Genomic DNA, 11523 nt, shown 5'->3' with positions numbered 1-11523 from the left:
ATGAGTGAAGATGCACAAGATGTGGTGTTGGTCGTCGAGGACGAGCCGGCCATTCGCATGATTTTGCGGGACTACTTGGCCGGGGAGGGCTACCACGTGCTGGTTGCCGAAGATGGCGAGCAGGCGTTTGCCATCCTGGCCAGCAAGCCGCACCTGGACCTGATGGTGACTGACTTTCGCTTGCCCGGTGGCATTTCAGGGGTGGAAATCGCTGAGCCGGCTGTCAAGTTGCGGCCGGACCTCAAGGTGATCTTCATCAGCGGCTATCCAGCGGAGATCCTGGAGTCCGGCAGCCCGATCACCCGCAAGGCGCCCATCCTGGCCAAGCCGTTCGACCTCGATACGTTGCACGACAAGATCCAGACCCTGCTGCGCTGACAGCGGTAGGTTGCAGCAAAGCGGCTGGCCACTGGTCGAGCGATCAGTGGCCTGGTTCCAGTTCCACCGCAGGATTGCGCGTCAATGGGCGAACCGCTTGGCCCCGGCAACACACAGCACCGCACCCGCCGTCACCGCCACCATGGCCCAGCTCACCTGCTCGTGCAATAACACCGCCGCCAACCCCAACCCGATGAAGGGCTGGACCAACTGCAATTGGCCTACTGCCGCGATCCCGCCTTGGACGAGCCCGCGATACCAGAACACGAATCCAATGAACATGCTGAACAACGCCACATAACCGAAGCTGAACCAGGCAGAGGCGCCGACTTGCGTAAGGTTCGCCCTCGTGGGCATGGTGATGATTGCCAACACCAGCATCGCTGGTAGCGCAAGCAGCAACGACCAGCTGATCACCTGCCAGCCGCCCAATGTGCGGGACAGGCGTGCTCCTTCTGCGTACCCCAATCCGCACACCACGACTGCCGCGACCATCAACCCATCACCCAGTAGCGAAGCCTGCCCTGCAGAGGTTGATGCGTACCCCGCCACCAACCCGGCACCTGCCAACGAAAATGCCCAAAACAACGGCCTGGGACGCTCGCCGCCACGCAGCACGGCAAAACCAGCGGTGCACAGCGGCAGCAGCCCCACAAACACAATGGAGTGGGCCGAGCTGACGTGCTGCAAGGCCAATGCAGTCAGTAGCGGGAACCCGACCACGACGCCGAGTGCCGTCACGCCCAGGGATGACCAATCGCCTCGCCCAGGCCGGGGCTGACGCAGCAAAATCAGACAACAAGCACCCACTAACGCGGCAATGGTTGCCCTCGCGCAGGTCAAGAACGTCGGTTCGAACGCCGTCACGGCAACGCGTGTTGCGGGCAAGGAGCCTGCGAAAATCACCACGCCGATGAAACCGTTGATCCAGCCGCTTGCTGTTTTCTGCATCTCGCACTCCTTGTCATTGATGAAGCCAGTACAGCACCAACGTGCGCTTTGATGCCATGTACAATCCAGTACAGTTTGGCGGAACTGTCAGGTATCGATGGGCAGTACAGGTGAGAGGATTTCAGTGAAAGAGCACAGCACACGCATTCGAAAAGTCATGACTGAAGTCCATGCGCGCATCGCGGCCCGTACCTATTTGCCCGGTGCACGAATACCTTCAGTACGGGCAATGGCGCAAAGCATGCAGGTTTCGGTGTCGACTGTGGTCGAGGCCTACGAACGACTGGTGGCCGAAGGCGTAGTCCATGCGCGCCGTGGCGCCGGGTTTTATGTGGCAGGGGTCGCGGCGCCCTTAGTGCTGACCGAGGTGGGGCCCAAGCTTGAGCACGAAGTCGACCCGCTGTGGATTTCTCGCCAGGCGCTCGAACCTGCTGGCGCCACGTTGAAACCTGGGTGCGGCTGGCTTCCTGCGCAATGGATGTTCGAGGCCGGGGTGCGCAAGGCGCTCAGGGCTACTGCGCGCTCGCAAGCCGAGCAGGTGGTCGAGTATGCATCGCCGCAGGGCCATCCGCCGCTGCGTCATTTTCTGTCGCGGCGACTGGCAGGCTTTGGCATCGACGTGCCGGCAGAGCAGATCATGCTCACCGAGTCCGGCACGCACGCCATCGACCTGATCTGCCGTTTTCTGCTCCAACCCGGTGACACCGTACTGCTCGACGATCCCTGTTATTTCAACTTCCATGCCTTGCTCAGGGCCCATAGCGTCAACGTCGTCGGTGTACGTCAGACCCCTACTGGCCCTGACATCGAGGCATTTGGTGCTGCCCTGGCGGCGCATTCGCCACGGCTCTACATCACCAATTCCGGTATTCACAACCCAACAGGTGCCTCCCTGTCACCGGGCACTGCACACCGGCTGCTCAAGCTCGCTGAGGCCGCGAGCTTGTTGATCGTCGAGGACGACGTCTTCGCCGATTTCGAGCATACGCCAGCGCCCAGGCTCGCGGCCTTCGATGGCCTGGCGCGGGTCATCCAGATTGGCAGTTTTTCCAAGACCGTCTCCGCTTCGGTCAGGTGTGGGTACATCGCCACGCGTCACGACTGGATTCAGAGCCTGGTCGATCTGAAGATCGCCACCACGTTCGGCGGCGGTCGCCTGGCAGCGGACATCATTCACCATGCGATCACCGGCAGCGGCTACCGCAGGCATATGGAGAACGTGAGGATGCGCCTTGCCATCGAACGGGACAGGACGGCTGAAAAGCTCAAAGCGCTCGGTATCGTTCCTTGGCTGATGCCGCAGGCAGGGCTGTACCTGTGGTGCCGTCTGCCGCAGGGCAAGGACGCTGCCGCGTTGGCCAAGGTATGCTTGGACGATGGCGTGGTGCTGGCGCCTGGGAATGCTTTCAGCCAGTCCCAGACGGCTGGCGACTATGTGCGTTTTAACGTCGCGCAGTCGGCCGACGCGAGAATCTATGAAGTACTGGCACGGGCCCTGAATGCCTGAACCTGCGCCTGGATACGCCGGCATCGGGCCGCAATGCGGCCCCAGCAACCATGACGCCCGAGCTTTTCTGAACCCTCATCCAGCCGGCAATGCCCAACGTATCTCAAGGCTCACGCAGGCTAGCCATCATGGATCACCCGGAAATCATTCACCACGGCGCCCGCGAGGGCGTGACCGGCTCCTGCCATCAAGTCTGGATGGACCAGACGGCCAGCTTGCTGATCGACTGCGGCGCCTTCCAAGGCGAGGACGAGGGGCAAGGCGGGGAGGGCTTGACCCTCGACTTCACCATCGATGGCGTCAAGGCCCTGATCGTGACCCATGTGCATCTGGATCACGTCGGGCGAATCCCACATTTGCTGGCTGCAGGTTTCGAGGGGCCGATCCTGTGCAGCGAACCGTCAGCCCAACTGTTGCCCATCGTACTCGAAGACGCGTTCCGTCTAGGTATCAGCGACGATCCGGAGCAACTGGAACGCTATCTCAAGGTGGTGGAGCAGCGCACCATCGCTTTGCCCTACGGCAACTGGTTCACGCTCCACGAAACCGAGGGTGCCCATTGCAAAGTCAGGCTGCAACCGGCCGGCCATGTGCTGGGTTCGGCTTATGTGGAACTCGAAATGACAGGGCCGGATGCCACTGCCCAGCGCGTGGTCTTCAGTGGTGACCTGGGAGCCCCGCATTCCCCGCTCTTGCCAGACCTGACCCCTCCCGAGCGCGCTGATCTGCTGATTCTGGAAAGCACCTACGGCGACCGCCGCCACGCCGACCGGGAGCACCGGCGTGAACGCTTGCAGGCCGTCATCGAGCGCGCCTTGCAAAATCAGGGCACGGTGCTTATCCCGTCTTTCTGTATTGGCCGCACCCAGGACTTGCTCTACGAGCTGGAGGAAATCCTCCACGAGCATGAACTGGCGGGGCAGGACCAGACCAACAGCGGCCCCGAGGTGGATTGGCCACACTTGCCGATCATTCTCGATTCACCACTGGCCAGCCGTTTCACGCAGGTCTACAAAGGTCTGCAAGGGTATTGGGACGAATCAGCCCAGGATCGCATCAAGGAGGGACGCAAGCCCCTGTCCTTCAAGCAACTGATCACCATCGACAGCCATGAGGAACACCAGCGCATCGTTCAGCACCTGGCCGAGACGGCCCGGCCGGCCATCGTCATCGCGGGCAATGGCATGTGCTCGGGTGGGCGTATCGTCAACTACCTCAAGGCGATGCTGGGTGATGCCCGGCACGATGTGGTCTTCGTCGGTTACCAGGCCCATGGCACACCTGGCCGGGACATCCTGACCCATGGCCCGGATGGCGGCTACGTCATGCTGGACGGCGAGCGCATAGACATCCGTGCCGCAATAGAGCGCGTGGAGGGCTATTCAGCCCATGCCGATCAGGCAGATCTGGTCGGTTTCGTCACACGCATGCAGGCCTGGCCGTCGCATATCCGCCTGATACACGGAGAGCCTGAGGCCAAGCAGTGCCTGGCTGGCGTTTTGCAAGCGCGTTATCGCGAGAGCGGTCACGAGGGAAGTGTGCACATCCCCTGATGGTTGGCGACCAGAAAGTCCACGAACACCCGCACGCGTGCGGGCATGTTCGGTCCACCGGCAAAGACGGCGTGAATCGGTTCACGGTCGCCTGGGTTGAAGGCCTCGAGCAGTGACACCAGGCGCCCGCTGGCCAGGTCATCGGCGACGGTGAAGGTGCCTATCCGGGCGATGCCTGCGCCCAGCCTGGCCAACTGGGCCAGAGCCTCGCCGCTGCTGCATTCGATGTTGCCGCTTAATTTCAATGCGAACCCGCGCCCGTCACGTACGAACGGCCAGTCCGAGGTGGCGCGCCTGAAGTTGAACCGCAAGCAGTTGTGCTTGGCCAAGTCTTCGGGCAGCAAAGGGGTGCCCCGCCGGCTTAGATAGTCCGGCGAGGCCACGATCACTTGGCCCGTTTCATCGATTTGCCGAGCATTCAGCGAACTGTCTGGCAGCGCTCCGAAGCGCACGGCCACATCGGCCTGCCCGCCGAGTACGTCGGCAACTTCGTCACTGAGGGTGAGATCAACCAGTACCTGCGGGTACTGCACGCTGAACGCCGCCACCAAGGGGACGATGCGCAGCCGGCCATGCCCAAGTGCAGCGCTGACGCGAACCCGACCGCGCGGCACGCCCTGGTCGGTAATGGCCTGCTCCACTTCCTGAAGGTCGGTCAGTACACGTCGTGCCCCTCGCAGGTATGCCTCGCCTTCTGGCGTGAGGGTAAGCGCGCGAGTGGTGCGCAGCATCAGCCGTGTACCCAGACGCTGCTCGGTACGCGCCAATATGCGGCTGATAGCAGAGGGGGTCAGGCCCAGTGCACGGGCGGCGGCGGACAGGCTGCCTGCTTGCGCCACTTTGGTGAACACTTCCATCTCGCCTGATCGTCCTGTCAGATCCATTTGTGCCTCGTACGCAAAGGTGGTTCGCAAAATCGCTATCTAGTGCCTTGGTGAAACAGATCGTAGCATTTACGGCACAGATAAGGAGTTTAGCCATGCGTATCAACCCACCCCTTGTAGCGCTCGCCATGGGCGCATTCGGTATCGGGGTTACCGAGTTCGCCCCCATGGGTATGCTGCCCAGCATCGCCACTGATCTGGGCGTTTCCATTCCGGCCGCGGGTCTGTTGGTCAGCGCCTATGCACTGGGTGTACTGATCGGCGCCCCGCTCATGACCCTGGCAACCGTACGCGTACCGCGCCGATACCTGCTGATCGGCCTGATGGCCATCTTCACCTTGGGCAACCTGATGTCGGCCCTGGCCAGTGACTACGCCAGCCTGTTGGTCGCACGGGTGGTGACCTCGCTCAACCACGGCGCCTTCTTCGGTATAGGTGCCATCGTCGCGGCCAGCGTGGTGCCCGCTGAGAAACGTGCCGGCGCCGTGGCTGCAATGTTCATGGGCCTGACGCTGGCCACCATCGGCGGTGTCCCTCTGGCGACCTGGTTTGGCGAGTTGCTCGGCTGGCGCACGGCGTTCTGGGGCATAGCCGGGCTCGGCCTGGTGGCGATGACTACGCTGTGGTATGCCTTGCCAAATGTGCCATCGCCCAAAGGCGACGGTGCACTGGCCGAGATACGTGTGCTGACCCGTGGGCCCGTGTTGGCTGCCTTGCTCCTGACCGTGGTGGGTTCCAGCGCGATGTTCACGGTGTTTACCTACATCGCGCCCATCCTGCAAAACGAAGCCGGCGCCTCTACTGCATTCGTCACGTCCATGCTGGTGCTGTTTGGTGTTGGCCTGACCCTGGGTAACGTGTGGGGCGGTAAGGCGGCGGACCGTTCCGTAGATCGAACCCTGATCGTCTCGCTCGCCGTGCTGATCGCAGTGCTGCTGGTGTTTCCACTGGTGCTGGGCTCGTCCCTGCTGACCGCTGGCGCAATCCTGGTTTGGGGCGCAGCCAGCTTCGCCCTCGTGCCGCCCCTGCAGATGCGCGTGATGGAGGCCGCCAAGGACGCACCGAACCTGGCATCGGCTGTGAACATCGGAGCTTTCAACCTGGGCAACGCCATTGGCGCTGCCTTAGGGGGCGCCGTGATCAACGGCGGCCTCGGTTACTCGGCCATCGCGTTGGCCGGCGCTGGCACTGCGGCGCTGGGCTTGATAATGGTGCTGACGTTCGCCTGGCGGGGTCGCCACCAGGTTACCCAGGTCGCGGTCTGAGGCATGGGCCTGCGCCAAGGCCTCTGCTAGCGGTCAGGGCGTGCCGTTACGCCCATGTTCATGGTAGGCCGGGCGCTCGCTCAGGCGCTCGTAATAATCGCGTAAGGCAGGCAGGTGAGGGTGTTCGAGCGGTGTTTCGAACCAGCGGTTGACCGACAGGCCAATGGGAATGTCGGCCAGTGTGAAGTCGCGCCCTGCCACGTAGGCGTCAGTGCGGGCCAGTTGGCGCTCGAGAATGAGCATGTTGCGCCCCCACTCGGCACAGCCGTTGGCCAGCGCATGCGGGTCCTGATGGGCAGGTGAATGCCGAACCAGCGACAGGAACGCATAGCGCCAGGAGGCGTTCAGGTCCGAAGCCTGCCAGTCGATCCACTGGTCGATCCTGGCCCGGGTGCGGGCCTCCACTGGGTAGAACGCTGCTGCGCCATAGCAGTTGGCCAAGTAGCGAATGATGCTGTTGGACTCCCACAAGGTGAAGTCGCCGTCCTGGATGACGGGGATCAGGGCGTTTGGGTTGAGCGCAAGAAACGCTTCGCTGTCGGTTGCCTGAAAGCCCGATCCCCAGTCCTCACGCACGAACGGGACCTGAAACTCCGCGCACGCCCACAGCACCTTGCGAACGTTGATCGATGAGGCTTTGCCCAGTATGCGCAGCATGTTGACATCCTTGTAGGCGGGGTTTCGATCCTCGGTGACCGAGGGCAAACGGTCAAGAGGCAGCGATCATGTAGGCCCTTTCTGAAAATGCGCGCATGCACTTGCTGGTCGTTGTGCTCACGGAAGCACCTGCCTAGTCTCGGGTCTCCAGACAGGGAGCAAACAGCATGGACAACAAACCCACCCTACCAACCCAAGGCCCCACCGTGGTCAACGCAGCCCGACGTTTCGCAAGCGCCGGTTCCGACCTGGTCCAGATGAAGCCAGCGTTGCCCTTGCGTACTGCCTTGATGGAAGCATCCACCATCATGGGTTGCATCACCGAGCTTACCCGCAAGGCCATCGACAAGCCCGCAGACCGCAGAAACGCGATGCTTGCCACCTGCTACCTGGCCGCCATGGCCAAGGCCCTTATCGACGGGCAATTGCAGGCGTTGCGCAATGTTCGTGAGGACGATGTCGAACGATAGCGGTCAGGCGCTTGCCTGGGGGCTGCGAACTTGGCACCCTTGGCGGCGCGTATCGCCTGTAACTCGACAAAAGGAAGAGTGCATTGAGCTGGGACAAGGTGGGGAAACTCCTCGTAGCCGTTCTGATCGGGCTGGCGGCCCTGTTGTTCGTCTACAAGGCAGTGGTGGGCAGCCCGCGCCTGGAAGCGTCGCTGACCTATGCCTACCTGACCTATCCAGGGCAGTTCAGCGAGCGCATCAGCAAAGCCAGCGAGCAGCTCAAGTACGAGCAGTTGAGTGCACGCATAAACACGATCGGCCAAGGGCAACTGAGCCGTGATCAGGTCGACCGGCTGGTGGAGATAGCCCAGGCGCCTTATGCCCAGCTGTTTGCAAAACCTTTCGAGGCCGGCCTGGTCGACCACCGGACTGGCTTGCTCATCGAGTTGCAGAACACCGGCAATGCACCCGTGGACCAGGTGAGGATTCGCTTGCCGTCCAAAGGCCTGGTGCAAATCCGCGATTCGGCCGGCAATGACACCTTGCTTGAAGCTGCCACTGCTCAGCTTGAGATCCCGGCGATAGAGGCCGGTGGCGCCAGCAAGGTCTGGGTGTATTTCGATGCTGATTATTCGCAGATACGCCAGAGTGGGGTCGGTATCAGCTACGCCGAAGGCACGGCGGATATTCAGGTGTATCAGTCGGTCACCGGCTTCCCGGCCTGGGTTGCCCGCTACAGCACAGAGCTGATGGGGCTGTTGGCTGTTCTGGGGGTGAGCGTGCTGGCGCTGGGTTACGCCTGCCTGTCCCGCCGGCGGCCGTCCTAGGCGTTACTCAAGCGCCAGTGTCGTGCAGTGCCAGGCTCTGACGCAGGTGTTCCAGCAAAGCCAGGCGCACCGATTGCGGTCCCTGAACGCGGATCGCCCCGGCCTGGGACAGCAGCCAGCCCATCAACGCTCGATCATCCGCTACCGTCGTCACCAAAATGGCACCGCCATTGGGCAGGCGTGTGAGGCGCATGCCCGTACCCAGCGGATGCGTCTCCAGATGATGATAGAGCGACTCGTCGACCCAGGCATGCAATTCCACTTGGACAGGGGCCTCACCTGGCGTGGTCGTTGCCCCGTCGCGCAACTTGCTTCCGGGCTGCCAGTGCCAGCTATAGGGCATGCACGCGCTGTTGCGCTGCAACGGGAACAGCCCTGCCAGTTCGACCAGGTCACGCTCGACCGTTCGCTTAGTCGTGGCATGACCTGCGCTGGACAGCGCTGCCTGTAATTGCGTGCAACTCATGCCGGGATGGTGGCCCGGCAGTAGCTTGAGGAGTTCCCATTGGCGGGCGATGGTGTGACGAGATGATCGACTGGGCAAAGGCTCTTCCTTGAGGGCTTACAATGAACGCCTAACTGGTGGCTTTAAGCTACCGGAGGATACCGTCTAGAAGAGTTTGGACCAAGTCGTTCATGCCAGTGATGTGAGCGACGAGCGCAAACAGCGCCTTTGTAATTGCAAACCCATCGCCCCTGAGTCAACCACACAGGGGCGATGGGTCAACGCTCTAACATTATTTGTCCAGGCAACGGATCAGCGCGCGCCCATTCAGTTGAGCGCGTGCGCCATACCCTGGTCTTCGCCAAGGAAGCCGCCGCTCTGATGCTGCCACAGGCGCGCATAGGTGCCGTTCTTCTCCAGCAACTGGGCATGCGTACCCTGCTCGATGATGCGCCCTTCATCCATCACGATCAGGCGGTCCATGGCGGCGATCGTGGACAGGCGATGGGCGATCGCAATCACGGTCTTGCCTTCCATCATCTCGTCCAGGCTTTCCTGGATGGCGACCTCCACCTCGGAATCCAGTGCACTGGTCGCCTCGTCGAGCAGCAGGATGGGGGCGTTCTTGAGCATCACCCGGGCGATGGCGATGCGCTGACGTTGCCCACCGGACAGCTTGATGCCGCGCTCGCCGACCATGGTGTCGTAGCCGGTGCGACCGTGTTGGTCGCTGAGCTGGCTGATGAACCCGTGAGCTTGCGCATCACGGGCGGCCGCCTGGATTTGCGCCTCGGTGGCATCTGGCCGACCATAGGCGATGTTCTCGCCAATGGTGCGATGCAGCAGTGACGTATCCTGGGTCACCATGCCGATGGCGCTGCGCAGGCTGTCCTGGGTGACCTTGGCAACGTCCTGACCATCGATACGAATCTGGCCACTGTCCACGTCGTAAAAGCGCAACAGCAAGCTGATCAGCGTGGACTTGCCTGCACCGGAACGGCCGACCAAACCCACTTTTTCACCCGGCTTGATGTCCAGGCTGAGGTCGGTCAGTACCTGGCGTTCACCGTTGTAGTTGAAACTGACCTTGTCGAATGTTACCGCGCCACCACGGGTCACCAGCGCAGTGGCGTCCGGGGCGTCCTGCACTTTCGGGCCGCGCGTCAGGGTGGCCATGCCGTCCTGAAGTGTGCCGATGTTTTCGAACAATGAGGTCATCTGCCACATGATCCAGTGCGACATACCATTGATGCGCAGGGCCATGGCGGTGATGGCCGCCACAGCGCCGGTGCCCACCTGGCCCTGGTGCCATAGCCACAGCGCATAACCGCCTGCACCGAGAATCAGCCCTACCACCAACGCCTGGTTGACGATCTCGAACTGGCTCACCAGACGCATCTGCCGGAAACCGGTCTGCTTGAAGTCCTCCATGGCCGCCCGGGCAAAATGGGCTTCGCGCTTGGAGTGCGAGAACAACTTGACCGTGGTGATGTTGGTATAGGCGTCGGAAATGCGCCCAGTCATCGACGAGCGCGCATGGGCCTGCTCTTCACCCACTGCGCCCAGGCGTGGAACGAAATAGACCATTGCCAGCCCGAACAGCACCAGCCAGGCAATGAACGGCAGCATCAGTTTCAAGGCAAAGCCGCCGGCCAGGGCGATGATGGCGATGAAATAGACGCCAATGCCAGGCAGGATCTCAATGACCGTGAACAGTACCTCGCGCACGGCCAATGCAGTCTGCATCACCTTGGTGGTGACCCGCCCGGAAAACTCATCGGAGAAGAACGACAGGCTCTGGCGCAGCATCAGCCGGTGAAAATCCCAGCGCAGGCGCAGCGGCAGGTTGATGGCCAGTATCTGGTGCTGGACCATGGTGCGTAGCGCCACCAAGCCTATGCTGATCACCAGGACGATGCCAATTCCCCACAATACGTGACTTTCCTGGGCGGCAGCGGTGTCGCCGGCCTGCCAGGCCGACAGCAGGTCCACCACCTGGCCAAGGAAGCTGAACAACCAGGCTTCGTACAGGGACACGCCGGCACTGAGCAGGGCCAGCGCCAGAATGTAGCCGCGCGCCCCACGGGTGCACGCCCACAGAAACGGCACGAGGCCAACGGGAGGCGGCGGTACCTCATCGGGAGGGAATGGGTCGAGCCTACGCTCAAAGATATGAAGCATGCAGTGTCTCCGGGAAAAACGAATGGCGTGGCAGTCCTGGTACTGCACCAGCAGTGCCCGCCTTTACATAGACACAACGAGTGTCCATCTGATCAAAAATCTCAGCGTCATTGGCCTGCGTGAGGCACCACGTGCTCAAGGCCTGTTGCATCGGCCAGTCAATCAGCCTCTGTCGCCATGCCCTGTGCAGGCAGAAGAGGCACGAGCGTGTCCGCATGCCAATTCATGCCCTAGGCGCTGGCCTCATTGAATTCATGGCGGGAAAGTGTGCGTATCTGCATGCTGACGGTCCGTGTGGGCAAGCGGTGAGGTCATAGTACCAGCGCTTGTTTCTGGCAATTGCAAAGGAATGTATCCATGCCCGCCTGAGCGTGCAGCGAGGGAGTTGCCGGTCAGTCCTGCTCGGCCGAACGGACACTTTGGCCT

11 protein-coding genes are annotated in these 11523 nt (G+C 61.9%); 6 read left to right on the top strand and 5 right to left on the bottom strand.

The annotated features are described in order from the left end of the window. A complete protein-coding gene (locus B2J77_RS12140) occupies nt 1-378 on the top strand; it encodes a response regulator (protein ID WP_027914716.1) in 378 nt (125 codons plus the stop codon). Between the two features lie 81 nt (nt 379-459). On the opposite strand, the gene B2J77_RS12135 is transcribed toward B2J77_RS12140, so the two are convergent. Continuing rightward, a complete protein-coding gene (locus tag B2J77_RS12135) occupies nt 460-1329 on the bottom strand; it encodes a DMT family transporter (RefSeq protein ID WP_078478744.1) in 870 nt (289 codons plus the stop codon). 124 nt (nt 1330-1453) lie between these two features. On the opposite strand from B2J77_RS12135, the gene B2J77_RS12130 reads away from it, so the two are divergent. Next, nucleotides 1454-2836 (top strand): PLP-dependent aminotransferase family protein, encoded by a 1383-nt coding sequence (locus B2J77_RS12130; RefSeq protein ID WP_078478743.1) that lies wholly within the window; start codon nt 1454-1456, stop codon nt 2834-2836. Between the two features lie 128 nt (nt 2837-2964). Beyond that, a complete protein-coding gene (locus B2J77_RS12125) occupies nt 2965-4389 on the top strand; it encodes an MBL fold metallo-hydrolase RNA specificity domain-containing protein (protein WP_078478742.1) in 1425 nt (474 codons plus the stop codon). On the opposite strand, the gene B2J77_RS12120 is transcribed toward B2J77_RS12125, so the two are convergent. Further along, on the bottom strand, nt 4362-5273 hold the full coding sequence (locus B2J77_RS12120; RefSeq protein ID WP_078478741.1) for a LysR family transcriptional regulator: 912 nt from the start codon (nt 5271-5273) through the stop codon (nt 4362-4364). The genes B2J77_RS12125 and B2J77_RS12120 overlap by 28 nt on opposite strands. Nucleotides 5274-5368: 95 nt before the next feature. Here B2J77_RS12120 and B2J77_RS12115 point away from each other — a divergent pair, with 95 nt between their 5' ends. Beyond that, on the top strand, nt 5369-6538 hold the full coding sequence (locus B2J77_RS12115) for an MFS transporter (RefSeq protein ID WP_078478740.1): 1170 nt from the start codon (nt 5369-5371) through the stop codon (nt 6536-6538). A gap of 33 nt (nt 6539-6571) precedes the next feature. On the opposite strand, the gene B2J77_RS12110 is transcribed toward B2J77_RS12115, so the two are convergent. Further along, nucleotides 6572-7195: a glutathione S-transferase family protein gene (locus B2J77_RS12110; protein WP_058637300.1), complete on the bottom strand. Its 624-nt coding sequence runs from the start codon at nt 7193-7195 to the stop codon at nt 6572-6574. Between the two features lie 167 nt (nt 7196-7362). Here B2J77_RS12110 and B2J77_RS12105 point away from each other — a divergent pair, with 167 nt between their 5' ends. Both B2J77_RS12105 and B2J77_RS12100 read left to right on the top strand, forming a co-directional pair. Further along, the gene (locus B2J77_RS12105; RefSeq protein WP_058637299.1) at nt 7363-7665 is read left to right on the top strand and encodes a DUF3077 domain-containing protein; all 303 of its coding nucleotides are present in this window, start codon (nt 7363-7365) and stop codon (nt 7663-7665) included. A gap of 83 nt (nt 7666-7748) precedes the next feature. Further along, the gene (locus B2J77_RS12100; RefSeq protein ID WP_058637298.1) at nt 7749-8471 is read left to right on the top strand and encodes a hypothetical protein; all 723 of its coding nucleotides are present in this window, start codon (nt 7749-7751) and stop codon (nt 8469-8471) included. A gap of 7 nt (nt 8472-8478) precedes the next feature. On the opposite strand, the gene B2J77_RS12095 is transcribed toward B2J77_RS12100, so the two are convergent. Both B2J77_RS12095 and B2J77_RS12090 read right to left on the bottom strand, forming a co-directional pair. Continuing rightward, nucleotides 8479-9015 (bottom strand): WYL domain-containing protein, encoded by a 537-nt coding sequence (locus B2J77_RS12095; protein WP_078478739.1) that lies wholly within the window; start codon nt 9013-9015, stop codon nt 8479-8481. Between the two features lie 228 nt (nt 9016-9243). Then, nucleotides 9244-11097 carry an ABC transporter ATP-binding protein gene (locus B2J77_RS12090; protein ID WP_078478738.1) on the bottom strand — a complete coding sequence of 618 codons (1854 nt, stop codon included), beginning with the start codon at nt 11095-11097 and terminating at the stop codon, nt 9244-9246. Between the last annotated feature and the right edge of the window lie 426 nt (nt 11098-11523).

It is taken from the genome of Pseudomonas parafulva, assembly GCF_002021815.1.
In the GTDB taxonomy this organism is placed as follows: Bacteria; Pseudomonadota; Gammaproteobacteria; order Pseudomonadales; family Pseudomonadaceae; genus Aquipseudomonas; species Aquipseudomonas parafulva_B.
Note: the sequence above shows the minus strand (reverse complement) of the source record. Positions and strands in the feature narration are given on the sequence as shown.